Here is a 23,792-nt window from a genome sequence, read left to right on the forward strand (position 1 = left end):
GGCACGGAGGACGACCGGAGGCTCAGCGGTCCTCCGCGCCCCCCGGTGGCGCGTCGGTTGGCGGCCACCAGCGGAGCACCGGCCGGCGGGCGGCGCGGGCCTCGTCGAGGCGCCCGACGGGCGTGAGCGTGGGCGCGGCGTGCAGCGCGGCGGGGGACGCCACCGCCTCGGCGGCGATGGCTTCCATCGCGGCGACGAAGGCGTCGAGGATCTCCCTGCTCTCGGTCTCCGTCGGTTCGATCATCAGCGCGCCCGACACGACCAGGGGGAAATAGATGGTCGGGGCGTAGAAGCCGTGGTCGAGCAGGCGCTTGGCGACGTCGAGCGTCTTCACGCCGTGCGGCTCGAGCGTCTTGTCGGTGAAGACGCACTCGTGCATGCAGATCGCGTCCTGCGCCAACTGATACGTGCCGGCGAGGCGGACGCGGAGATAGTTGGCGGCGAGCACCGCCATGCGCGTCGCCAGGGTCAGGCCGTCGCCGCCGAGCGCCAGGATGTAGGCGTAGGCGCGCACCAGCATGCCGACGTTGGCGTGGAAGGCGCGCACCCGGCCGATCGAGCGCTCGGGCATCGCGCTCCAGCGCAGGACGTCGCCGTCGCGCGCCAGCCGCGGCCCCGGCAGGTACGGCGCCAGGGGAGCGCGCACGCCGATCGGACCGGCCCCCGGACCGCCGCCGCCGTGCGGCGTCGAGAACGTCTTGTGGAGGTTGAACTGCAGCACGTCGGCGCCGATGCGGCCCGGCTTGGCGACGCCCAGCAGGGCATTGAGGTTGGCGCCGTCGAAGTAGACCAGGGCGCCGCGCTCGTGCACCGCCGCGGCGATCTGGGCGATTTCGCGCTCGAACAGGCCGAGCGTGTTGGGGTTGGTGATCATCAGCGCCGCCACCTGGTCGGTCATCGCGCGCCGCACCGTCGCCGCTTCGACCAGCCCGACCTGGTTCGCCTCCACCGTCTGGACGCTGTACCCGGCGAGCGCCGCGCTCGCCGGATTGGTGCCGTGGGCGCTGGCGGGAATCAGCACCACCTTGCGCGCGCCGCCGCGGTCGCGATGGTAGGCGCGCACCATCTTCATCCCCGTCAGCTCGCCGTGCGCGCCGGCCGCGGGCTGCAGCGACACGGCGTCCATGCCGCAGATCTCGGCCAGCATCTCCTGCAGCTCCCAGCAGAGCTGCAGCACCCCCTGGGCGCTCTCGTCGGGCGCCAGCGGATGCAGATCCGCGAAGCCCGGCAGCCGCGCCGCCACCTCGTTGGCCAGCGGGTTGTACTTCATCGTGCACGAGCCGAGCGGATAGAAGGTGGTGGCGGCGCCGAGGTTCCACTGCGACAGGCGCAGGAAGTGGCGCAACACCTCCGGCTCGCTCACCTCGGGGAAGCCCTCGATCGGCGGCCGCACCAGGTCGGGCGGCAGGAGATCCTCCGGCGCGCCCGCTGCCGCCGGCAGGTCGACGCCGCGCCGCCCCGGCGCGCTGTGCTCGAAGATCAGCGATTCGTCGAGCAGCAGGCCGGCCTGCTTGTCGCGCCGCGCCCCGCTCATGCGCCGAGCGCCCTCGCCAGCCGCAGCAGCGCGGCGTCGTCGTGCACCTCGGTGACGGCGACCAGGAACGCGTCGTCGAGCTCCGGGTACCACTCGCCCAGCGGCACCCCGGCGAGGACGCCATCGGCGCGGGCGGCGTCGAGCGCGGCCTGCGCGCCGGCGCCGCGCAGCGCCAGCTCGTTGAAGAACGGGCCGTCGAACGCCATCCGCCAGCGTCCGCCGGCGGTGAGCGCGCGGGCGGCGCGATGGGCGCGCGTCAGGTTGAGGTGCGCGAGCTGTCGCAGGCCGTGCTTGCCGTGGAGACAGAGGTAGACGGTCGCGGCGAGCGCGACCAGCCCGTGGTTGGTGCAGATGTTCGAGGTCGCCCGCTCGCGGCGGATGTGCTGCTCGCGGGTTGCCAGCGTGAGCACGTAGCCGCGTCGTCCGGCATCGTCGTGCGCCTCGCCAACCAGGCGGCCCGGCATGCTGCGCACGTGCTTGCTGCGCGTCGCGAACAGCCCCACGCCCGGGCCGCCGTACGACAGCGGGATGCCGAAGCTCTGCCCCTCGCCGACCGCGATCTCGGCGCCGCAGTCGCCCGGCGACTGCAACAGCGCCAGGGCCAGCGACTCGGCGGTCGCCGTCACCAGCAGCGCCCCCTGGGCCGCGGCGATGGCGTGCAGGCCGCGCAGGTCCTCGACGACGCCGAAGACGTTGGGGTAGCCGACGATGACCGCGGACGTGCGCGGATCGACGTGCCGCGCCAGCCAGTCGCGATCGATGCGCCCGTCGGCGCCGAACGGCGCCTCCAGCAGCTCCGAATCGCCCGCGCCCTCGAGGTAGGTGCGCACCGTCGCGCGATAGTGCGGGTGCAGCGAGCGGGCGAGGACGATGCGCGGCCGCTTCGGCGCCAGCCGCAGCGCCATCAGCGCCGCCTCGGCGGTGGCCGAAGCGCCGTCGTACATGCTGGCGTTGGCGACCTCGAGCCCGAACAACATCGCCACCAGGGTCTGGAACTCGAAGATCGCCTGCAGCGTGCCCTGGCTCACCTCCGGCTGGTACGGGGTGTAGGCGGAGTAGAACTCGGCGCGCTGCAGCAGGTTGTCGACCACCGCCGGCGAGAAGTGCGGGTAGGCGCCGGCGCCGAGGAAGCTCAGGTGCGTCGCGCCGTCGTTGCGCGCCGCCAGCTCCGCGAGCCGGCGCCGCACCTCCTGCTCGGAGAGGCCCGGCGGCAGGGCGATGGCACCGGTCGCGCGCAGCGCGTCCGGGATGTCGCGGAAGAGGTCGTCGAGCGACGCCACGCCGACGGCAGCGAGCATCTCCGCGACGTCGGTGGGGCTGTGGGGGATGAAACGCATTGGAAGAGAGAAGGACCGGTGCCCGGCAGCCGGTACCGGTGGAAAAGGCGGACCGGTCACGGATCACCGGTCACCCGTCGCGCTGTTGCCGGCGCTATTCCTGTTGCTCCTGCACGAACGCTTCGTACTCGGCGGCGGTCATCAGCTCGTCGAGGTCGGTGGGATCGCTGAGCTCGATCTTCACCATCCACCCGTCGCCGTACGGATCCTCGTTCACCAGCTCGGTGCTCTCGGGCAGGTCGTCGTTGACCTCGAGGACGGTGCCGCTGACCGGCGCGTAGACGTCGGACACGGCCTTCACCGACTCGACCACGCCCATCGCCTCGTCCTTCGTCACCTTGTCGCCGACCGCCGGCAGCTCGACGAACACGACGTCGCCGAGCTGCTCCTCGGCGAAGGCGGTGATGCCGACCGTCGCCACCTTGCCCTCGACGAGCACCCATTCGTGCTCGCGCGAGTACTTCAGATCGTCCGGGAACTCCATGTCGCTCTCTCCTTGCCCCCTGCGGCGTGCATCCGGCCCCCTCCGGTCACGACCCGCCGCGCCGGTAGAACGGCAACGGCACCACCCGTGCCGCGGCGGCGCGGGCGCGGATCTCCACCGCCAGCGCCGTGTCGACCGCGCTTGCGGCGGGGTCGACATATCCGAGCGCTATGCCCTTGCCAAGGGTCGGGGACTTGGTGCCGCTGGTGAGCACGCCGACCGGCTCGCCGTCGCGCAGGACGCGGTACTCGGCGCGCGGCACGCCCGGATCGACCAGCTCGATGCCCACCAGGAGGCGGCGCGGGCCGCGCGCCCTGGCGGCGAGGAGCGCCGCGCGGCCGACGAACTCGCCCTTCCCCGGCTGCACCACCCAGCCGAGCCGCGCCTCGTACGGCGAGGTGTCGGGACCCAGCTCGTGTCCGTAGAGCGGCAGCGCCGCCTCCAGGCGCAGCGTGTCGCGCGCGCCGAGGCCGGCGGGGCTGATGCCGTGCGCGGCGCCGACCTCGAGCAGCGCGTCCCAGACGGCGCGCGCATCGCCGGCGGCGAGATAGAGCTCCCAGCCGTCCTCGCCCGTGTAGCCGGTGTGCGCCACCAGGGCGCGGCGGCCCGCGACCTCGGCCGCGGCGAAGGTGAAACGCGGCATCTCGGCCAGCGCCAGCGCCGTGCAGCCGGACAGGATCGCGGTGGCGCGCGGCCCCTGCAGCGCCAGCAGGGCGGTCGCATCGCTGACGTCGACGACGTCGGCGCCGCGCGCGTGCTCGCGCAGGTAGGCGAGGTCGGCGGCGCGGTTGGCGGCGTTGACGCAGAGCATCAGCCGCTCGGCATCGAGGCGGTGGACGATGACGTCGTCGACGATGCCGCCGCCGGGATCGAGGAGCAGCGAGTACTGCGCCGCGCCGTCGCGCAGGCGACCGACGTCGTTGGCGGTGGCGCGCTGGCAGGCGGCGAGCGCGCCGGCGCCGCGCAGCTCGATCTCGCCCATGTGGCTGACGTCGAACAGCCCGGCGCGCGTGCGCACCGCGGCGTGCTCCTCGATGATGCCGCGATACTGCACCGGCATCTCCCAGCCGGCGAAGTCGACCATGCGCGCGCCGAGCGCGCGGTGCGCGTCGTAGAGCGGCGTGCGGCTCACGCCCGCGCCTCGCGCGCGCGCGCCGCCGCGACGGTGTTCTTGAGCAGCATGGCGATGGTCATCGGGCCGACGCCGCCGGGCACCGGCGTGATGGCCGCGGCACGGGCGCTGGCGGCGGCGAAGTCGACGTCGCCGACCAGCTTGCCATCGGCGCCGCGGTTGGTGCCGACGTCGATGACGATGGCGCCCGGCTTGATCCAGTCGCCCTGAATGAAGCGCGCCTGGCCGATGGCGGCGACCAGCACGTCGGCCTGGCGCACTTCGGCGGCCAGGTCGCGGGTGCGCGAGTGGCAGATCGTCAGCGTCGCGTGGCGCTCGAGCAGAAGAAAGGCGACCGGCTTGCCGACCAGATTGCTGCGCCCGACCACCACGGCGCGCGCGCCCGCGAGCGCGGCCCCGGCGGTGTCGAGCAGGCGCATGACGCCGAGCGGCGTGCAGGGCCGCAGGCCGGGCATGCCGGACACCAGGCGGCCCTGGCTGATCGGGTGCAGCCCGTCCACGTCCTTGTCGGGATCGATGGCGTCGATGACCGGCGCCGCATCCAGCCCCTTCGGCAGGGGGAGTTGCACCAGGATGCCGTCGACGTCGCGGCGCGCGTTCAGCTCGCGCACCAATGTCAGCAGGTCGGCCTGCGCGGTGGTCGCCGGCAGCTCGTGGCCGATCGACGCGATACCGCAGTCGGCGCAGGCCCTGCGCTTGTTGCGGACGTAGGTGGCGGAAGCGGGATCGTCGCCGACCAGCACCACCGCCAGCCCGGGGGCGCGCCCGTGGCGCGCCGCGAAGTCCGCCGCCTCGGCGCGTACCTCATCGCGCACCGCGGCGGCGACCGCTTTGCCGTCGATGATCTGCGCCATGGAGCGGACATAGCGAGATTCCCCACGCAGGTACACAGCCGGCGCGCGGCGCCGTGCGCGCGGCGTGAATCCATGGCATAAGGCGCCATGCGGATCGGCGTTCCCAAGGAGATCAAGGCCGAGGAGAAGCGGGTCGCCATCACCCCCAGCGGGGTCGCGGCCCTCGCCGCCCAGGGGCACCAGGTGGCGATCGAGCGCGGCGCCGGGCTCGGCAGCGGCATCACCGATCTCGAGTTCCGGCGCGCCGGCGCGCGCCTCGCCACGGCGCGCGAGGTGTGGACGCGCGCCGAGATGGTCATCAAGGTGAAGGAGCCGCTGCCGAACGAATACCGCTACCTGCGAGAGGACCTCATCCTCTTCACCTACTTGCACCTCGCCAGCAGCCGCTCGCTCACCCGGGCGCTGATGCGGTCGGGGGTCACCGGCGTCGCCTACGAGACCATCCAGCTCGAGGACGGCTCGTTGCCGCTGCTGGCGCCGATGAGCGAGGTCGCCGGACGGCTGGCGGTGCAGGTCGGCGCCTGGTGTCTCGAGGCGCAGAACGGCGGCAGCGGCGTGTTGCTGAGCGGCGCCTCGGGCGTGCGCCCGGGCAAGGTCGTCGTGCTGGGCGGCGGCATCGCCGGCGGCAACGCCTGCCAGGTGGCGGTCGGCATGGGCGCCACGGTGAGCGTCATCGAGCGCAATCCCAACCGCCTGCGCTACCTGCACGACGTGCTCGGCGGCCACCTGACGACGCTGATGTCGAACCGCGCCAACATCGAAGCCGAGGTGCGCGAGGCCGACCTGGTGATCGGCACCGTGCTGATCGCCGGCGCCAAGGCGCCGCGCCTGGTGACGCGCCGCATGGTGCGCTCGATGCGGCCCGGCTCGGCGATCGTCGACGTCTCGATCGACCAGGGCGGCTGCGTCGAGACGGCGCGCCCGACCAGCCACCGCAAGCCGATCTACGTCGAGGAGAAGGTGGTGCACTACGCGGTCACCAACATGCCCGGCATCGTGCCCCACACCTCGACCTACGCGCTGACCAACGCGACGCTGCAGTACGCGCTGGCGCTCGCCAACGGCGGCCTGCGCCATGCCGTCGCCGACGACCCGGCGTTGCGGCGCGGCGTCAACGTCCGCCGCGGCCGGATCACCCACGAGGCGGTCGCGGACGCCTTCCGCCTGCCCCACGTCGCGGTCGAAGACGTCCTGTGAACCGGAGCCCGGCGCGATCGGCCGCCCTACGGCTTCCATCCCGCCGGCGGCGGGACGGCGGTGCCGCCGAGCTTCACCGGCGTGGCATCGACGCTGAACATCGCGCTCGTCGAGGCGTACACCGGGTTGTCGATCTCGAACACGACGGTCTCCACCTGCCCTGGCTCCAGCGTCGTCTCGGTCTCCCGCCAGGCCGTGTTGATGATGCGCGGCGGCGAGCCGGGGATGGCCATCTCGATGGTGTAGCGGACGCCGGCCACGGGCTTGTCGTAGCGATTCACGAGCGCGCCGTTGATGTGCAGGACCTGGCCCTCCACGCTCGCCTTGCGCATCGTGAAGCGCAGGCCGCCGTCCGGGCTCACCTTCACTTTGATCGCCGCCGGCTTCGGCGACGGCTCGGACGTCGAGCTGCAGGCCGCGCCGAGCGTCACGCAGGCGATCAGCATCATCAGTAGACTTCTCACGGTCGTCCCTCCACCACGGCGTCGGCGCGCACGAACACGGGGATCACGTCGAGCGGCGCGTCGACGGTGATCGTCTGCGGGCCGTCGAACGTGCGCGTCGCGTCCCAGAAATCCTCCCACCGCCCCGCCGGCAGGTAGATGTCGCGGCGGCGCGCCCCGTTCTGCCATACCGGCGCGACCAGCAGGTCCTCGCCGAACAGGTACTCGTCCCAGCGGTCGGCCACCGCCGCATCGTCGGGCCAGGCGAACACCAGCGGCCGCGCGATCGGCAGGCCGCTGCGCGCCGCCGTCTCCGCCTGCCGCATCGTGTACGGAATCAGGTCGTGGTGCAGCCGGACGTAGCGGCGGTAGATGGCGATCATCTCGTCATCGTAGCGCGGCTCGGTCGGCATGTCCCACGGCGCGTGCGCCTCGTGGCCGCCGATCTCCATCAGGGCGCAGAAGGCGCTGAACTGGAGCCAGCGGGCGAACACGTCGCGCTGCTTGAACTGATAGTAGCCGCCGGTGTCGGAGCCCCAGAAGGGGAAGCCGAGGAAGGCGGCGCGTTGCTGTTGGATGATCGCGGCGCGCAGGCCGAGGTCGGTGCCGGGACCGGCGCCGAAGGCCCGGCTGCCGGGCGAGTCGCCGCCCCAGACGATGCCCCACCGTTGGGCGCCGGCATAGGCGGAGCGCGCCTTCACCACGAAGTCGCCGTCGCCGCGCGCCGCCTGCAGGATGTCGTGGTACAGGCGGAGGTTGAGCGTCACGAAGTCGTTGCGCACCTCGACCCCGCTGCGGCCGTCGGCGAAGACGTCGGTCGGCTGCTGGGTGACGTACTCCTCGCCGCGGTCGAGCTTGATCGCCGAGATGTCCCAGCGGCGGAGGAAGTCGAGGTGCTTCTGGCTCCACCAGGCGCGCGCCGCGGGATTGGTGATGTCGAGCACCTGGGCGTCGGGCGTGTCGGGCCAGGGTTCGAGCCCGGGCGCGAGATAGCCGCTGGCGCGCGCCTCGGCGCCGTTGCTGCCCGGCGCGGTGCCGGAGGCGAGCGCGGCGCTCCACACCGCGACCCGGTAGCCGCGGTCGCGCAGGACGCGCAGCATCCCCTCGGGATTGGGGAAGCGCTGCGGATCCCATTGGAAGTCGTCGAACCCGAAGGCGCCGCCGGCCCACGGACGGTCGATCATGTAGACGCCGGATGGTATGTCGAGCGCCTCGTACATCGTGAGGTCCTCGGCCACCTGGGCATTCATCGCCTCGCCGTCGACCACCGCCGGTGTCCCGATCGCCGCCTCGTCGCGCCAGCGCCAGTGCCGGAAGGCCCACTCCGGGGGGATGAAGGGACGGCCGGTGAGGCCGGTGTAGGCATCGAGAATCTGCGCCGGCGTGCCGGCGAAGAGGACGTAGCGCAGGGTGCGGCTGGCCGGCGTGGTGCCGGCGGCGAACGTGAAGTCGAGCGCGTCGGGATCGCCGGCGCCGACGTCGTAGGCGCCGACCGCGGTGCCTTCGACGTACAGCCCGTAGCCCGCCGAGCTCTGGTAGAACGGGGCGTAGATGCCGACGGTCCCCTGCACGAGCATGTCGATCTTCTCGCCGCGGCGATCGAGGGAGCCCACCTCGCGCGGATTGATCTCGTCAACCTGGAGGATACCGGGCACGCCGTTGAGCGGACGCGAGTCGGTGAGCCGCTCGCTGAGCCCGTAGATCCGTTCGCCCGGCTCGAGGGCCCAGGTGTCGGCGAGCGCCTGCGGTGACGCGTCCGCCGGCGGCGCGAAGATCACCCGCGCGGCGCGCTCGCTCGGCCACTCGACGGCCAGCGTCCCGGTGCCGCAGCCGGTCTCCACCTCGGCATCGAAACGGCCGGACGCGGGATCGAAACGGAACGCGCCGAGCGCGCTGACGGCACAGTCGGCGCCGCCGCTCTGGACGCGCAGTCGGCCCGGCACCTGCGCGGCGAGGTGGTCGCCGAGGCGATCGCGGAAGGCGAGTTGGAAGGGATCGCGGGTGATGACCAGGGTCGCCGCGGCGGCGTGCAGCGCGAGCGAGGTTTCGCCAGCGATCAGCAGCACCGGGCCCAGCGTGGGGCCGCGCGTCGGCGTGGGGACGGCGGTTGGCGTCGCGGTCGCGCCCCGGCCGTCCCCTCCCTCCTCGCCGCAGGCGGCGAGGAGGACGCAGAGAAGCGGCAGCAGAGCGACGCGGCGCATGGTCGAGTTATTCCCGACGGTAGGCAGGTTCCGCAAACCCGCTCGCTGCGTGATGGGGGGCCGCGCATGACGCGATCGATCCGGCACCGACGGAGCGGCGCCCGCCAGGGCTAGTCGCATTGGGCGCGCAGTTGTCGAATGCCGGCGGCGGTGCGCTCGGACGGCCGCAGTTGCTCGGCGCGGCGCAGATGCTCGCACGCCCGGGGGCGCTCGCCGAGGATCAGATAGAGCTGTCCCAGCCCGGCCTCGATGTCGGCGTCGTGCGGGTTGAGCTCGCGGGCGCGCTGCAGCCGGGGCAGTGCCAGGCGGGCGGCATCGGGCGTCGCGTCGCCGCCGTGCAGGATGGCCAGCCCGAGGTTGAACAGCGTGTCCGGAGCGTCCGGCGCGGCGGCCAGCGCCTGCTCGTAGGCGCGCTGCGCGGCCGGGTAATCGCCGTCCATCATCGCCAGCGTGCCGAGGTTGTTGTGGATCGTCTGCAGGCCGCGGGCGTCGTTGCGGCGTGCCAGGGCGCGGGCGAACGCGGCCCGCGCCTCGGCGGCGCGGCCGGCCTGCTGGTAGGCGGTGCCGAGATTGCGCGCCGCCATGCCCGAAACCTGGCTCTTGCCTTCGGTGTCCTCCCACAGCGCGATGTCGTCGTGCCAGACGCGGCAGCGCAGCGCCGACCCGACGGCGGCGAGCAGCAACACGACGCCGCCGGCCGCGAAGGCGGCGCGGCGCGCCGCCGGCGAGGACAGTCGGCGCCATCCGCGCGCCACCAGATCGCCGATCAGCAGGCAGAAGCCCGCCGACGGCAGGTAGAGGTAGCGCTCGGCGAGCGGCGCGTCGGGGATCTTCCACAGGATCGCCAGCGACGGCACCAGGGTCAGCACGATCCACAGCAGCCCGAACAGCGGCACGCCGTCGCCGCGCGTTCGCCAGAGCCAGGCGGCGGCGGCGAGCGCCGCCAGCAGCGCCAGGCCGGCGGCAAAGGCCCATGGGGTCAGCGGCAGGTGATCGATGTAGGCGTTGAGCGGCCACGGCCACAGCAGCTTGCCGACGTAGGTGCCGACGGCGGCGGCGATCTCCAGCGGCGAGCGGTGCGCCGGCGCGATCGTCGGCGCCGTGCCGATGAGCTCACCGAGCGCGTGGCGGCGCAGCAACACGTAGGCGACGCCCGCCAGGGCGAGACCCGCGTAGTCGCGCAGCCAGTCGGCCGCGCGGCGCGGCAGCGGGCGGACCAGCAGGTCGCGCAGCAGGATCACGCGCAGCAGCACCAGCGGATAGAGGGCGACGCCGGCCTCCTTGGCGGCGAGCGAGGCGAAGGCGGCGAGGCCGGTGACGGCGCCGTGCCAGCGCCAGGCCGCGCCGTGGGCGATCAGCGCCGCCAGCAGGAACGCCGTGGTCAGCACGTCGGAGCGGCCGGCCGCCCAGGCGACCGACTCGCTGTGCACCGGGTGCACCGCGAAGAGCAGGCCGGCCGCCAGAGCGCCGATGGCGGCCCCCGGCGCGGCGCCGAGCAGTTGCGCCGCCAGCATCCACACCAGCAGCGAGGCGGCGGCGTGGGCGAGCACCACCGAGAGATGGAAGACGAACGGCCGCTCGCCGCCGACGGCGCGGTCGACGAGATAGGTCGCGATGGTGAGCGGGCGATAGTAGTCCGGGCTGAACTGCGGAATGTCGCGCGGCGGCGCGAGCACGTCGCCGAGGCTGTCGAAGACCACGAGCTGGCGCTCGACGATCACCATGTCGTCCCAGACGAAGCCGTTGTCGAGGCTGGGCGCGTAGGTGAGCAGCGCCGCCAGCGCCACGACGCCGGGCGCCAGCCAGCGCCGGCGGTCGCGCGCGGCTGGCCCGGTGGCGCCGCGCGCGGGCCGCTGACGCGCGTCGCGCGGGCGGGCTCGGGCGGCCATGGAGACGCTCAGGGCGCGGCCGGGTGATGCGCGTCGGGTGCCGGCGCCGTCCCGCGCTCGCCCGCCGTGACGACCACCTCGATGAAGCCATCCGGGTTCAGGTACTGGCGAGCGACGCGCTGCACGTCATCCCCGGTCACGGCGTTGACGCGCGCGATGTAGACGTCGGCGTAGTTGGGCCCCAGGCCGTAGAACCAGGTCTGGGCGATGAAGTCGGCGATCTTGGCGTTGCTGTCGAGGCGCAGCGGATAGCTGCCGGTGAGGTAGCGCTTGGCCTCCTGCAGCTCGCCGTCGCTGACCGGGCTGGCGCGGATCTGCTCCACCTGCTGGCGGGCGCGCGCGACGGCGTCGGCGACCGACGCGTTCTTGGTCTGCATGACGATCTCGAACGGCCCCGGCGACTTGCCGGCGGCGAAGAAGCTGCCGACCGAGTAGGCGAGGCCGGCTTCGGTGCGGATGCTGTTCATCAGCCGCGAGGAGAAGCCGCCGCCGCCGAGAATGTAGTTCATCACCGCGATGGTCTCGTAGTCCGGATTGTCGCGCGCCACCCCGAGATGCCCCAGCACGATGCCGGCCTGGGTGACCGGGCGGTCGATGCGGATCGTCTCCGCCGCCGGCGGGGTGAACGGCGGGTAGACGAACGGCGCCGGCGGGCTGCCGTCCCAGCTCCCGAGCACGCGCAGCAACGCCGCCCGCGCCTCGTCGACGGCGATGTCGCCGACCACCACCACGGCGGCGCTGGCGGGGCGGTAGTAGGCCGCGTAGAACTGCTGCACGTCGCCGCGGCTGATCGTCGGCACCGATTCGGTGCTGCCCTCGACCGGATGCCCGTACGGGGTGTCGCCGAACAGGCGGCGCTGGAAGGCCTTCTGCGCCACCGTGGTCGGATCGTCCTCCTGGCTGCGGAGCGTGGCCAGGGTGGCGTCGCGCTGGCGAGCGAGCTCGTCGTTGGCGAACGACGGGTGGAGCAGCACGTCGGCGAACAGATCGAGGCCGACGTCGAGGTCCTTGCGCAGCACCTGCAGCGACAGCACGGCGTAGTCCTGCTCGGCGTCGGCGTCCAGCGACGCGCCGATGAAGTCGATCTGGTCCTTGATCTGCTGGGCGCTGCGGCGGGCCGTGCCTTCGGTCACCAGGCTCGCGGTGAGGTGGGCGAGGCCGCCTCGACCGATCGGATCGCGCCGCGAGCCGGCGTCGAGCACGACGCGGATGAGCACCAGCGGCAGATTGCGCTGCTCGGACACCAGGAGGGTGGCGCCGTTGGCGAGCGTCTCCTGCGTCACCTGCGGGCCGAGCGCGGTGGCGGGGAGTGGGGCGCCGAGCGCCGCGACGCAGGCGACGATCGCCAGGACGCGGCGCCGCCTGGCGCGGCGGGTGTCCGAGTCGCGATCGGGGGCGGTCGGCGGCGCCATCAGTCGATGCCGGCCGGCGACGGCGGCGTGCCGCCGGCCGGCCCCTCGATCGGCGGGTTGGGGATGAGCACCGCGGTGGTGCGGTTGGTCGGGCTCAGGTACGTCTGGGCGACGCGGCGCACGTCCTCGGCCGTGACGGCGCGGACGCCGGGCAGGTAGTCGTCGATGCGCCGCCAGGTGCCGGAGAGCTCGTACTCGCCCAACAGCATGCCCTGGTAGAACAGCGAGTCCTGGGCGAAGACGAAGCTCGACTCGATGCCGTTCTTCGCCTTCTCGAGCTCGCGGGCGCTCGGCGCCTGGCGGCGGATGCGCTCGATCTCGCGCGTCAGCGCCGCCTCCGATTGCGCCGCGGTGCGCCCGGGCAGCGGCTGCGCGTAGACGGTGAAGAGGCCGGGATCGATCGCGGTGTAGTCGTAGCTGACGCCGACCGAGCGCGCGAGGCGGCTGCGGTAGACGAGCTCGTCGTGCAGGCGAGCGCTGTCGCCGCCGGCGAGGATGGCCGACAGCACCTCGAGCGCCGCCGCGTCGGGGCTCAGCAGGTTTGGCACGTGGTGGGCCATGGCGACGAACGGCAGTTGCGCCGGCCGCTCGAGCTCGACGCGGCGGGCACCGTGTTGCGCCGGCTCGATGGCGCGCACGTTCGGCGGCAGGGGACCGCGCTCGATGGGCGAGAAGGCCTCGCGGATCTTCGCCGTCAGGGCGGCGCTGTCGAAGTCGCCGACGGCGACGACGAAGGCGTTGTTCGGCATGTAGAACGTCCGGTGATACGCCAGCACGTCGGCGAGCGTCGCCTGCGCGATGTCGGACGACCAGCCGATGATCGGGAACTGGTACGGATGCGCGGCGTAGGCGGTCGAGGCGAGCTGTTCGAAGAGCTCGGCGACGGGATCGTTCTCGATGCGCAGTCGGCGTTCCTCCATGATCACGTCGCGCTCGGGTAGGAACTGCTCGTCGGTCACCTTGAGGTGCGCGAGGCGGTCGGCCTCGAGATCGATGACGACGCCGACCCGGTCGCTGGCCAGCATCGCGAAGTAGGTCGTGTTGTCCTGCGAGGTGAAGGCGTTGGTGCGGCCGCCGTTGCGCTGGATGATCTTGCTGTACTCCTCCGGCGCCACCGTCTCGGTGCCCTTGAAGGTGATGTGCTCGAGGATGTGAGAGAGGCCGGTGTAGCCGAGGCGTTCGTTGCGCGAGCCGACGCGGTAGTAGAGCTGGAAGACGACCACCGGCGCCTTGTGGTCCTCGAGCAGGATGAGCTTGAGGCCATTGTCGAGCGTCGTCTCGGTGACCCGCTCGCCGTAGGGGCGCGCCACGGCCTGCCCCGCCGCCAGCAGCGCGCCCACCATCGCGGCCGCAGCCAGCGCGCGCACCCCGCCTCGACGCATACGACCTTCCGCGTAACAGCGCCCCCGGAGGGGGTCAAGGTGACGGTCGCCGGCGCCGGAGTTCGCGGCGCGCGGCATCGCGCGCGCCGGCGGGCGCTCGCGCGGCGCCGTCAGGGAGCCGAGTCGTCCGGAGCCGAGTTGACCTGAAAGTCGCCGATCACGTAGGGTCGTCCGTCAGCACTGGCACGGAGCGGTGGCCGAGTGGTCTAAGGCGCACGCCTGCTAAGCGTGTGTACCCCAAAAGGGTACCGCGGGTTCAAATCCCGCCCGCTCCGCTCTCTCTCCTGCGCCGATCGCGTTGGGCGGTGCGCCGGCGCGGCGTGCAGAGCGCCGCGCCTCTGTGCTACCTGCGGCGCCCTGGAGGGTCGTCGATGACCGAATTCCGCCGTGGCGAGGTGCGGGCCAACGGGTTGCGCTTCGCGACGCTCGAGGCTGGCGACGGGCCGCTGGTGCTCTGTCTGCACGGGTTTCCCGATCATGCGCGATCGTTCCGGCATCAGCTCCCGGCGCTGGCGGCGGCGGGGTTCCGCGCCGTCGCGCCGTACATGCGCGGCTATGCGCCGAGCGACGTGCCCGCCGACGGTCCCTACCAGAGCGCGGCGCTGGCGGAGGACGCGGCGGCGATGATCGAGGCGTTGGGCCACCAGCGAGCGGCGGTGTTCGGGCACGACTGGGGCGCCGTCGCCGCCTACGGCGCGGCGATCCTGGCCCCGCAGCGCGTCGCGCGACTGGTGACCGCGGCGGTGCCGCACGGGCCGGCGCTGGGCACCGCCTTCCTCACCAGCTACGCGCAGCAGCGCCGTTCCTGGTACATGTTCTTCTTCCAGACGCCGCTCGCCGACATGGCGGTGGCGCACGACGACTTCGCCTTTCTCGAGCACCTGTGGAGCGATTGGTCGCCAGGCTGGGCGTGGCCGGCGGCCGAGATGGCGGCATTGAAGGACACCTTCCGCCAGCCCGGCGTGCTCGCGGCAGCGCTCGGCTACTACCGCCATACGTTCAACCCGCTGCTGCAACGCCCAGAGCTGGCCGAGGCGCAAGGGCGCACGCAATTGGAACCGGTGACCATGCCAACGCTCTACCTGCACGGCGCGCGCGACGGCTGCATCGGGGTCGAGCTCGCCGCCGGCATGGAGGCGCTCTTCCCCGCCGGTCTGGAGACGGTGATCGTGCCCGACGCCGGTCACTTCGTGCACCAGGAAGCGCCCGACCTGGTGAACGCGCGTCTGTTGGAGTTTCTCGCCCCCCTTCGCTAACCACGGAGCGCACGATCACACGCAACACGGAGGTGTCGTGTTCTGCGTGGTCGTTCGTGCTCCCTGGTGTCGTGCGGTGTGTCCCCTCGAGGAGATCGAATATGAGCGCTGAACGCGAAGCGGTGCTGGCCGGGTACGTCCGCACGCCCTTCGGCAAGGCGGACCCCCAGCGGGGGTGGTTTCGCCACGTCCGCTCGGACGACCTGGCAACCATCGTGCTGCAGGAGATCCTGCGCCGCACCGGCGTGCCGGCGGGCGAGGTGGACGGCGTCATCCTCGGCGCGGTCGAGATGATGGGCGAGCAGGCGCACCCGGGGACGGCGATTCCCTTCCTCGCGGGATTCCCGCCGCACGTCACCGGACTGAGCGTCGAGCGCGCCTGCACGACGGCGATGATGTCGGTGCACGTCGCGGCGATGAGCGTGCAGTGCGGCCTCGGCGCGGTCTACATCGCCGGCGGCCTCGACAGCATGACCCACTTCCGCATCCCGACCATCAAGGACGGGATGGACATGGACGCCATCATCAAGGAGGGCGGCCACATGCTGGCCACCATGAACCCGAATCCGAAGATGATGGCGCGCATCAACCCCATCGAGCTCAACGGCGGCCAGGGCGCCGAGCTCCTGTGCGACCGCTACGGCATCACCCGCCGCGACCTCGACGAGTGGGCGCTGCTCAGCCACCGGCGCGCCGTCGCGGCGCAGCAGAGCGGGCGATTCGCGGACGAGATCGTGCCAGTGGAGGGGATGACCGCGGAGGGCGAGGCGCGGATGATTGACCGCGACCAGGGGCCGCGCGCCGACACGACGCTGGAGAAGATCGCCGGCCTGATGCCGGTCTACCGCGCCGACGGCCGCATCACCGCCGCCGCCGCGTCGGGCCAGGCCGACGGCGCCGCGGTGTGCATGGTGATGTCGCGCGCCGAGGCGCAGCGGCGCGGCATCGCGCCGCTGGCGTCGATCCACACCATCGCCACCGGCGCCTGCGACCCGCGCGATCTGATCTACTCGGCGATTCCGGCGACCCACCGAGCGTTCGAGCGCTCCGGGCTGCACATGCGCGACATGGAGGTGGTGGAGATCAACGAGGCCTTCGCCTGTGCGCCGATCGCGCTGATGCGCGAATTCGCGATGGCGGCGGAGGATGCCGGGAAGATCAACGTCAATGGCGGCGCTTGCGCCCTCGGCCATCCGGTGGGCGCCTCTGGCGCCCGCCTGGTCGGCACGCTGGCGCTGGAGATGCGCCGCCGCCAGGCGCGCTACGGGCTCGCCACCATCTGCGGCGGCATGGGCCAGGGCGCGGCGACGATCCTGGAGCGAGCCTGAAGGCTCGCCCGGAGGGTCGCGCCGCGCGTTGTGCGGGGTGGGCGATCGGATTCGATCCGACCGCCCACCCCGCACAACGCAACAGCCTCACGCGGGCGGCAGGGCTGCCTTCGCCGCGGCCTCTTCCTTCTTCTGCTGCATGCGGCGGCGGCGTTCGCGCTTCTTCTCGGCCTCGCTGCGGGCGCGATCGCTGCGTTCGACGAGCTCGATGAGCGAGATCGGCGCCGCGTCGCCGTGGCGGTTGCCGAGCTTGGTGATGCGGGTATAGCCGCCCGGCCGGCTGGCAAAGCGGGGAGCGATCTCGTCGAACAGCTTCTTGACGATGTCGCGACCGCGCACGAAGGCCGCCGCCTGGCGGCGGGCATGCACGGTGTTGCGCTTGCCGAGCGTGATCATGCGATCCACCCACCGGCGCATTTCCTTCGCCTTGGCGTCGGTCGTCTGCAGGTGTTCGTGCTGGAGCAGCGACGTGACCAAGTTGCGCAGCAGGGCGCGACGGTGCGAGCTGCTGCGATTGAGCTTACGTCCGGCGTTCAGGTGTCGCATGACGGTCCTCGGGCTGACGGCGCGCGGCGGTCAGCGGCTCAGGCGCTTTCCTTCTCCCGCGCCAACCGCTTGTCGAGCTCGTCGCGGGCCGGGAAGTTCTCGATGTGCATGCCGAAGTCGAGTCCCATCTCGCGGAGGATCTCCTTGATCTCGTTGAGCGACTTGCGGCCGAAGTTCTTGGTCTTGAGCATCTCCGCCTCGGAGCGCTGCACCAGCTCGCCGATGTACTTGATGTCGGCGTTCTGCAGGCAGTTCGCGGAGCGCACCGAGAGCTCGAGCTCGGCGACCGGGCGGAACAGGTTCTCGTTGAGGCTCGGCGACGCCGCCTCCTCCTCGGCCTGCATCTCCGCCGTCTCCTCGAAGTTGATGAAGATGGAGAGCTGGTCCTGGAGGATGCGCGCGGCGTAGGCGACCGCGTCGTCGGGTCGGACGCTGCCGTCCGTCCACACCTCGACGGTGAGCTTGTCGTAATCCGTGCGCTGGCCGACGCGGGCGTTGGTGACGGTGTAGTTGACCTTGCGGATGGGCGAGAAAATGGCGTCGATGGGGATCGTGCCCACCGGCGCCTCCTCGTCCTTGTTGCGGTCCGCGGAGACGTAGCCGCGTCCCATCTTGATCGTCAGCTCGGCGCGCAGCGCGCCCTCCTTGGACAACGTGGCGATCGGAAGCTCGGGGTTCAGCACCTCGAGGTTGGGGCCGCCCTGGATGTCGCCGGCGCGGACCACGCCCTCGCCCTTCTTGTCGATCGTCGCCTTCGCCGTCAGGCCGTCGTGCAGCTTGAGGCGGACCTCCTTGAGGTTGAGAACGATGTCGGTCACGTCCTCGCGCACGCCCGGGAGGGTCGCGAACTCGTGCAGGACGCCGTCGACCTTGAGCCCGGAGATCGCCGCGCCCTGCAGCGACGACAGCAACACGCGCCGCAGCGCGTTGCCGATGGTCGTGCCGAAACCGCGCTCGAACGGCTCGCCGACGAACTTTCCGTAGGTGGCGCCGAGGCTCTTCTCATCCGATTCCAGGTGCTGCGGCTTGAGCAGATCGCGCCAGTTGCGTTGTGGCTGCATCAGTTGTCCTCCAGTCGGAGATCGACCCGCCTCACTTCGAGTACAGCTCGACGATGAGCTTCTCGTTGATCGGCATCGTCAGCTCGGCACGGGTCGGCAGCGCCTTCACCCGGGCGGTGAACCCTTCGCGGTTGACCTCGACCCACTCCGGCGCGCCGCGGTGCTCGGCCTGGGCCAGCGCCTCCTGCACGCGGGTGACGTTCTTGCTGCGCTCGCGGACGGTCACCACGTCGCCGGCCTTGAGCAGCGCCGACGGGATGTCGACCTTGCGGCCGTTCACCAGAAAGTGGCCGTGGCGCACCAACTGCCGCGCCTCCGGGCGCGACGTCGCGAAGCCCATGCGGTAGATCATGTTGTCGAACCGCCGCTCGAGGAGCTGCAGCAGGATCTCGCCGGTGATGCCGCGCGACCGCTCCGCGATCGCGAAGTAGCGGCGGAACTGTCCCTCGAGAATGCCGTACATGCGCTTCACCTTCTGCTTCTCGCGCAACTGCATGGCGTACTCGGAGAATTTCGGCCGCTTCTGTCCGTGCTGCCCCGGGGGGTAGTTGCGGCGCTCGATGGCGCACTTGTCGGTGTAGCAACGCTCGCCCTTGAGATAGAGCTTGAGCGCCTCGCGGCGGCACAGCCGGCAGACCGAATCGGTATAACGTGCCACGTCTCCTCCTTACGCGCCGATCAGACGCGCCGCCGCTTCGGGGCGCGGCAGCCGTTGTGCGGGATCGGCGTGACGTCGCGGATCACGGTGATGTGGAAGCCCGCGCTCTGCAGCGACCGTAGGGCGGATTCGCGGCCGGCGCCAGGCCCCTTGACGTGCACCTGGACATTGCGGACGCCGCTGTCCATCGCCTTCTTGGCGGCGGCGTCGGCGGCCAACTGGGCCGCGAACGGCGTGCCCTTGCGGGAGCCCTTGAAGCCGACCGCGCCAGCGCTCGACCAGGCGAGCACGTTGCCCACCTGATCGGTGATCGTCACCAGCGTGTTGTTGAACGTCGAGTGGATGTGCACCACGCCGTCGCTGACGATGCGCTTGACCTTCTTCTTCTTGACCGGAGTATTCTCGGTCCCCTGCGGCTTGGCCATGTCGTCCTCAGTTCCCGTGCGTCACTTGGCCGGCGCCTTCTTCTTGCCGGCGATGGCGCGGCGCGGCCCTTTGCGGGTGCGCGAATTGGTGTGGGTGCGTTGGCCGCGCACCGGCAGATTGCGGCGGTGGCGCAGGCCACGGTAGGTGCCGAGATCCATGTGGCGCTTGATGTTCATCGCCACGTCCCGGCGCAGATCTCCCTCGACCTTGTAGCTCTGGTCGATCACCTGGCGGATCTTGACGACTTCCTCGTCGTTCAGATCATCGCTCTTCTTGTTCGGATCGATGCCCGCCTTCTCGAGGATCTCGTTCGAGAGCGAGCGGCCGATGCCGAACAGATACGTCAATGCGATCTCGACCCGCTTGTTCCGGGGCAGGTCGACTCCTGCGATACGCGCCATGCTGCGACTCCTGACCGATTCAGCCCTGCCGCTGTTTGTGGCGCGGGTTCTTGCACAACACGCGCACCACGCCCTGGCGGCGGATGACGATGCAATCCTTGCAGATCTTCTTGACCGATGTCCTGACCTTCACGACTCACTCCCCGGCAATGCGCGCCGTCGCGCTCACGCCGCCAACTCCAGTCGCGCCAGGACCCGGTCGAGCACGGCGCCGGTGGCGCCCGTGCCATCGACCGCGCGCAGCAGGCCGCGCCCCTTGTAGAACGCGATCAGCGGCGCGGTGGCGCGATCGTAGACCTCGAGGCGGGCGCGAATCGTCTCTTCGCGGTCGTCCTCACGCTGGTACAGCTCGCCCCCGCAGCGGTCGCAGACGCCGTCGCGGCGCGGCGGATCGAACAGCACGTGCGACATGGCGCCGCACGCGCGACATGTCCGGCGGCCACTCAGCCGGCGCACCAGCTCCTCGCGCGGCACGTCGAGACTGACGACGTGGTCGAGCGGCAGGCCGCGGCCGGCGAGCATCCGCTCCAGCGCCTCGGCCTGGACGACGGTGCGCGGGAAACCGTCGAGCATGAAGCTCGGGTTGCTCCCCATCGTCGCCAGGCGATCGCGGATCATGTCGGTCACCAGTTGATCGGGCACCAACTCGCCGCGATCCATGGACGCCTTGGCCGCCACCCCGAGCGCGCTGCCCGAGGCCACGGCGGCGCGCAGGAGATCGCCGGTCGAGACGTGCACCATACCCGTTCGTTCCAACATCAGCTTTGCTTGCGTGCCCTTGCCGGCCCCTGGTGGGCCCAACAGTACGATCCGCATGTCCGTGTGCGCCCCCCGCCGACGCCGGTCGTGCGCAATCTCCTGGCCGCCACGCTATCGCCGCCCGCGCAGCCGGCCGCGCTTCATGAAGCCCTGGTAGCTGCGGGTCAACATGTGCGTCTCGATCTGCGCGACGGTGTCCAGGGCGACGCCGACCACGATCAGCAGCGCCGTGCCGCCGAAGTAGAACGGCACGTTCAACTGCGCGATGAGGATCGTCGGCAGGATGCAGACGGCGGCGATGTAGATGGCGCCCACCAGCGTGATGCGCGACAAGACGCGATCGATGTACTCGGCGGTGCGCTGCCCCGGGCGGATGCCGGGAATGAAGCCGCCGAACTTCTTCATGTTCTCGGCGACGTCGCTCGTGTTGAAGGTGACCGCCGTATAGAAATAGCAAAAGAAGATCACCAGCCCGACGAAGATGACGTCGTAGAGCACGCCACCGCGATTGAGCAGGTTGTTCATGCCCTTCGCCCACGGATGGTCGACGAACTGGGCGATCGTGGCCGGGAAGACCAGCAGCGACGAGGCGAAGATCGGCGGGATGACGCCGGCCGTGTTGAGCTTCAGCGGCAGATGCGAGCTCTGGCCGCCGTACATGCGGCGCCCCACCACCCGCTTCGCGTACTGCACCGGAATGCGTCGCTGCCCGCGCTCGACGAAGATGATGACGCCGACGATGCCGATCATGAACGCGGCAAGGCCGATGAGCAGGAAGATGCTGAGCTCGCCCTCGCGCACGAACTGCACGGTGGTCAACACCGCCGACGGCAGGTTGGCCACGATGCCGGCGAAGATCAGCATCGAGATGCCGTTGCCGATGCCGCGTTCGGAGATCTGCTCGCCGACCCACATCAGGAAGCAGGTGCCGGACGCGAGCGTGATGATGGTCATCACCCGGAAGCTCCAGCCGGGCTCGAAGACCACCGGGGCGCCGCCCGGCGCCTGCAGATTCTCGAGGCCGACGCTGATGAAGAACCCCTGAACGATCGCCAGCACGACGGTGCCGTAGCGGGTGTACTGGGTGATCTTCCGGCGCCCGGCTTCCCCCTCCTTCGAGAGGCGTTCGAGGTGCGGGATCACCACCGTCATCAACTGCAGGATGATCGAGGCGCTGATGTACGGCATGACGCCGAGGGCGGCGATCGAGAACTGCTCGAGCGCGCCGCCGGAGAACAGGTTCACCAGGCCGAGCACCGAGTTCTGGACCTGCTCGAAGAACTCCGCCAACGCCTTGCCGTCGATGCCCGGGGTCGGGATGGCGACGGCGATGCGATACACGGCGAGCATGCCGAAGGTGAACAGCAGCCGCCGGCGGAGCTCGGGAATGCGCCCCGCGTTCTGGAAACCCTCAAGCACCGGTGATCACCTCGGCGTTGCCGCCGGCGCTGCCGATCGCCGCCTTCGCCGACTCGCTGAAGGCGTGCGCCTTGACGGTCAACGCCTTCGACAGCGTGCCCTGCCCCAGCACCTTCACCTTCTGCTTGCGCCGGACCAGGCCGCGCGCGGCCAGCACCTCGGGATCGACGACCGCGCCGCTTTCGAAGGTGGCTTCGAGCTTTGCCAGGTTGACGATGGTGTAGGCCTCGCGGAACGGATTGTGGAAGCCGCGCTTCGGCAGCCGGCGCTGCAGCGGCATCTGGCCGCCCTCGAAGCTCGGATGGGTGTTGCCGCCCGAACGCGCCTTGCGGCCCTTGTGGCCCTTGCCCGACGTCTTGCCGAGGCCGGAGCCCGGCCCGCGGCCGAGGCGCTTGCGCGCCGAGCGAGCGCCCTTGGCGGGGCTGAGATTGCTCAGATCCATCGCCTCACGCCTCCACGCGCAGCAGGTGCGACACCTTGCGGATCATACCGAGCGTCGGCGCGTCGCCGCGCACGGTCACGCTCTTGCCCATCCGGGTGAGGCCGAGGCCGCGCAGCGTCTGGCGCTGCCGCGCTGTCTGGCCGATCGGGCTGCCAACCAGGGTCAGCTTGATGGTCTTCGCATCGGTCATCGTCGTCTCACGCCGTCAGCTCGGCCACGGACCGGCCGCGCCGCGCCGCGACCTCCTCGGGCATCTGCAACTCCTGCAGCGCGGCGATGGTCGCCTTCACCATGTTGTGGGGATTGTGCGAGCCCAGGCACTTGGTCAACACGTTGCGAACGCCAGCGAGCTCGACCACCGCGCGGACGCCGCCACCGGCGATCACGCCGGTGCCGTCGCTGGCCGGACGCAACAGCACGTGGCCGGCACCGTAGCGGCCATTCACGTCGAAGGGGATCGTCCCGTTGACCAGCGGCACGGTGACCAGCGACTTCTTCGCCGCCTCGATCGCCTTGCGGATCGCCTCCGGCACTTCCTTCGCCTTGCCGAGCCCGTAGCCGACGCGCCCGTTGGAGTCGCCGACCACCACCAGGGCGCCGAAGCTGAAGCGCCGACCGCCCTTCACCACCTTGGCGACGCGGTTGATGTGGACGACCTTCTCCTTGAACTCGACGCCCTGAATCTCGATGCGCTCGCGACCACGACCGACAGCCATACCACTCTCCTAGAACTGCAACCCGGCGGCGCGGGCGCCTTCGGCGACCTCTTTCACCCGGCCGTGGAAGAGGAATCCATTGCGATCGAAGACGACCTGATCGATGCGCTGCGCCTTGCACAGCTCGGCGATGCGCTCGCCGACCTTGCGCGCCGCCGCCTTGTTGCCGCTGCCCGCCTCGACCTCCAGGGTCGAGGCCGCCACCAGGGTCCGCCCCGTCTCGTCCGAGATCACCTGCGCATAGGTGTGCTTGTTGCTGCGGAACACGCACAGCCGCGGCCGCGCCTCGCTGCCGCGGACGCGCCGCCGCACGCGCGTTTGCCGGCGCTGGCGCGCGATCCGAGTCTTGTCCATCGCCATGATCCTATCTCCCGCCGGCGCCCGCCGCCTTGCCGGCCTTGCGCCGGATGCGCTCGTCGGCGTACTTCACGCCCTTGCCTTTGTACGGCTCCGGCGGCCGCAGCGCGCGGATCTGCGCGCTCACTTCGCCGAGGAGCTGCTTGTCGTTGCCTTCCAGGGTCACCACCACTTGGCGATCGACCTTCGCCTCGATGCCCGGCGGAAGCTGGTAGACGATGGGGTGCGAGTACCCGAGGCTGAACTGCACCGCCTTGCCCTTCACCTCGGCGCGGTAGCCGACGCCGACGATCTCCAGGGTCTGCTGGAAGCCCGTGCTGAGACCGATGGTACTGTTGGCAATCAGCTTCCGCGTCAGGCCGTGCAGGGCGCGCGTCTTGCGGTCGTCCGCCTCGCGAGTCACGGTCGCGGTGCCGTCGGCGATGGTGATGCCGATGCGCGGCGGCAGCGGATGCTGTGCCTTCCCCTTCGGGCCCTCCACCAGCACGGCGTTGCCTTCCTGCTTCACCGTCACCCCTTTCGGGATGGTGATGATCAATCTGCCAATGCGCGACATGA

At 71.1% G+C, this 23,792-nt stretch carries 26 protein-coding genes and 1 tRNA gene; 4 read left to right on the plus strand and 23 right to left on the minus strand.

The window, feature by feature from the left end; genetic code table 11:
• Positions 1–22 precede the first annotated feature (22 nt).
• The 5 genes from gcvPB to folD form a co-directional block, all read right to left on the minus strand.
• Positions 23–1,534, minus strand: a complete 1,512-nt coding sequence (gcvPB, locus tag KF840_10435) for an aminomethyl-transferring glycine dehydrogenase subunit GcvPB (protein MBX3025315.1) — start codon at positions 1,532–1,534, stop codon at positions 23–25.
• Entirely contained in the window at positions 1,531–2,871 is a 1,341-nt protein-coding gene (gene gcvPA / locus KF840_10440; protein MBX3025316.1) for an aminomethyl-transferring glycine dehydrogenase subunit GcvPA, read from the minus strand. Before gcvPA ends, gcvPB begins: the two co-directional genes overlap by 4 nt.
• Positions 2,872–2,965: 94 nt before the next feature.
• Positions 2,966–3,355 carry a glycine cleavage system protein GcvH gene (gcvH, locus tag KF840_10445; GenBank protein MBX3025317.1) on the minus strand — a complete coding sequence of 130 codons (390 nt, stop codon included), beginning with the start codon at positions 3,353–3,355 and terminating at the stop codon, positions 2,966–2,968.
• Positions 3,356–3,401: 46 nt separating this feature from the next.
• A complete protein-coding gene (gene gcvT / locus KF840_10450; protein ID MBX3025318.1) occupies positions 3,402–4,487 on the minus strand; it encodes a glycine cleavage system aminomethyltransferase GcvT in 1,086 nt (361 codons plus the stop codon).
• Positions 4,484–5,341 (minus strand): bifunctional methylenetetrahydrofolate dehydrogenase/methenyltetrahydrofolate cyclohydrolase FolD, encoded by an 858-nt coding sequence (folD, locus tag KF840_10455; GenBank protein ID MBX3025319.1) that lies wholly within the window; start codon positions 5,339–5,341, stop codon positions 4,484–4,486. The genes gcvT and folD overlap by 4 nt, the downstream gene beginning before the upstream one ends.
• Before the next feature lie 87 nt (positions 5,342–5,428).
• Between folD and ald the strand changes: the two genes are divergently transcribed.
• Positions 5,429–6,538, plus strand: coding sequence for an alanine dehydrogenase (ald, locus tag KF840_10460; protein ID MBX3025320.1), 1,110 nt, complete (start codon positions 5,429–5,431; stop codon positions 6,536–6,538).
• Positions 6,539–6,564: 26 nt separating this feature from the next.
• On the opposite strand, the gene KF840_10465 is transcribed toward ald, so the two are convergent.
• The 5 genes from KF840_10465 to KF840_10485 all read right to left on the minus strand — a co-directional run bounded on the left by KF840_10465 (position 6,565) and on the right by KF840_10485 (position 13,826).
• The gene (locus tag KF840_10465; protein ID MBX3025321.1) at positions 6,565–7,002 is read right to left on the minus strand and encodes a hypothetical protein; all 438 of its coding nucleotides are present in this window, start codon (positions 7,000–7,002) and stop codon (positions 6,565–6,567) included.
• A complete protein-coding gene (locus KF840_10470; GenBank protein MBX3025322.1) occupies positions 6,999–9,182 on the minus strand; it encodes a glycoside hydrolase family 31 protein in 2,184 nt (727 codons plus the stop codon). Before KF840_10470 ends, KF840_10465 begins: the two co-directional genes overlap by 4 nt.
• 110 nt (positions 9,183–9,292) lie before the next feature.
• Positions 9,293–11,071, minus strand: a complete 1,779-nt coding sequence (locus KF840_10475; GenBank protein ID MBX3025323.1) for a tetratricopeptide repeat protein — start codon at positions 11,069–11,071, stop codon at positions 9,293–9,295.
• Between the two features lie 8 nt (positions 11,072–11,079).
• The gene (locus tag KF840_10480) at positions 11,080–12,483 is read right to left on the minus strand and encodes an insulinase family protein (protein ID MBX3025324.1); all 1,404 of its coding nucleotides are present in this window, start codon (positions 12,481–12,483) and stop codon (positions 11,080–11,082) included.
• Positions 12,483–13,826 (minus strand): insulinase family protein, encoded by a 1,344-nt coding sequence (locus KF840_10485; GenBank protein MBX3025325.1) that lies wholly within the window; start codon positions 13,824–13,826, stop codon positions 12,483–12,485. Before KF840_10485 ends, KF840_10480 begins: the two co-directional genes overlap by 1 nt.
• Before the next feature lie 226 nt (positions 13,827–14,052).
• Between KF840_10485 and KF840_10490 the strand changes: the two genes are divergently transcribed.
• From KF840_10490 to KF840_10500, 3 genes are all read left to right on the plus strand, one after another.
• A tRNA-Ser gene (locus tag KF840_10490) sits at positions 14,053–14,140 on the plus strand.
• A gap of 96 nt (positions 14,141–14,236) precedes the next feature.
• Positions 14,237–15,121 carry an alpha/beta hydrolase gene (locus tag KF840_10495; protein ID MBX3025326.1) on the plus strand — a complete coding sequence of 295 codons (885 nt, stop codon included), beginning with the start codon at positions 14,237–14,239 and terminating at the stop codon, positions 15,119–15,121.
• A gap of 101 nt (positions 15,122–15,222) precedes the next feature.
• Positions 15,223–16,449, plus strand: a complete 1,227-nt coding sequence (locus KF840_10500; GenBank protein MBX3025327.1) for a thiolase family protein — start codon at positions 15,223–15,225, stop codon at positions 16,447–16,449.
• An 87-nt stretch (positions 16,450–16,536) separates the two neighbouring features.
• Here the strand turns inward: KF840_10500 and rplQ are convergent, their stop codons facing one another.
• From rplQ to rplF, 13 genes are read right to left on the minus strand one after another with little or no spacing between them, the layout of a single operon-like run.
• Entirely contained in the window at positions 16,537–16,995 is a 459-nt protein-coding gene (gene rplQ, locus KF840_10505) for a 50S ribosomal protein L17 (GenBank protein MBX3025328.1), read from the minus strand.
• Between the two features lie 38 nt (positions 16,996–17,033).
• Entirely contained in the window at positions 17,034–18,056 is a 1,023-nt protein-coding gene (locus KF840_10510; GenBank protein ID MBX3025329.1) for a DNA-directed RNA polymerase subunit alpha, read from the minus strand.
• A gap of 31 nt (positions 18,057–18,087) precedes the next feature.
• Positions 18,088–18,714 (minus strand): 30S ribosomal protein S4, encoded by a 627-nt coding sequence (gene rpsD, locus KF840_10515; protein ID MBX3025330.1) that lies wholly within the window; start codon positions 18,712–18,714, stop codon positions 18,088–18,090.
• Between the two features lie 20 nt (positions 18,715–18,734).
• Positions 18,735–19,139, minus strand: coding sequence for a 30S ribosomal protein S11 (rpsK, locus tag KF840_10520; GenBank protein MBX3025331.1), 405 nt, complete (start codon positions 19,137–19,139; stop codon positions 18,735–18,737).
• A 21-nt stretch (positions 19,140–19,160) separates the two neighbouring features.
• Positions 19,161–19,541: a 30S ribosomal protein S13 gene (gene rpsM, locus KF840_10525; protein MBX3025332.1), complete on the minus strand. Its 381-nt coding sequence runs from the start codon at positions 19,539–19,541 to the stop codon at positions 19,161–19,163.
• A gap of 19 nt (positions 19,542–19,560) precedes the next feature.
• Positions 19,561–19,674, minus strand: coding sequence for a 50S ribosomal protein L36 (rpmJ, locus tag KF840_10530; GenBank protein MBX3025333.1), 114 nt, complete (start codon positions 19,672–19,674; stop codon positions 19,561–19,563).
• Positions 19,675–19,706: 32 nt separating this feature from the next.
• Positions 19,707–20,357, minus strand: coding sequence for an adenylate kinase (locus tag KF840_10535; protein MBX3025334.1), 651 nt, complete (start codon positions 20,355–20,357; stop codon positions 19,707–19,709).
• 54 nt (positions 20,358–20,411) lie between these two features.
• The gene (gene secY, locus KF840_10540) at positions 20,412–21,719 is read right to left on the minus strand and encodes a preprotein translocase subunit SecY (GenBank protein ID MBX3025335.1); all 1,308 of its coding nucleotides are present in this window, start codon (positions 21,717–21,719) and stop codon (positions 20,412–20,414) included.
• A complete protein-coding gene (gene rplO, locus KF840_10545; protein ID MBX3025336.1) occupies positions 21,712–22,161 on the minus strand; it encodes a 50S ribosomal protein L15 in 450 nt (149 codons plus the stop codon). The genes secY and rplO overlap by 8 nt, the downstream gene beginning before the upstream one ends.
• A 4-nt stretch (positions 22,162–22,165) precedes the next feature.
• Positions 22,166–22,351: a 50S ribosomal protein L30 gene (rpmD, locus tag KF840_10550; GenBank protein ID MBX3025337.1), complete on the minus strand. Its 186-nt coding sequence runs from the start codon at positions 22,349–22,351 to the stop codon at positions 22,166–22,168.
• Between the two features lie 7 nt (positions 22,352–22,358).
• Positions 22,359–22,877: a 30S ribosomal protein S5 gene (rpsE, locus tag KF840_10555; protein MBX3025338.1), complete on the minus strand. Its 519-nt coding sequence runs from the start codon at positions 22,875–22,877 to the stop codon at positions 22,359–22,361.
• A 9-nt stretch (positions 22,878–22,886) separates the two neighbouring features.
• Positions 22,887–23,231, minus strand: a complete 345-nt coding sequence (gene rplR, locus KF840_10560) for a 50S ribosomal protein L18 (protein MBX3025339.1) — start codon at positions 23,229–23,231, stop codon at positions 22,887–22,889.
• A gap of 10 nt (positions 23,232–23,241) precedes the next feature.
• Positions 23,242–23,790: a 50S ribosomal protein L6 gene (gene rplF / locus KF840_10565; protein ID MBX3025340.1), complete on the minus strand. Its 549-nt coding sequence runs from the start codon at positions 23,788–23,790 to the stop codon at positions 23,242–23,244.
• Between the last annotated feature and the right edge of the window lie 2 nt (positions 23,791–23,792).

The sequence above is a fragment of the bacterium genome (assembly GCA_019637795.1).
Taxonomy (GTDB): domain Bacteria; phylum Desulfobacterota; class Binatia; order HRBIN30; family CADEER01; genus JAHBUY01.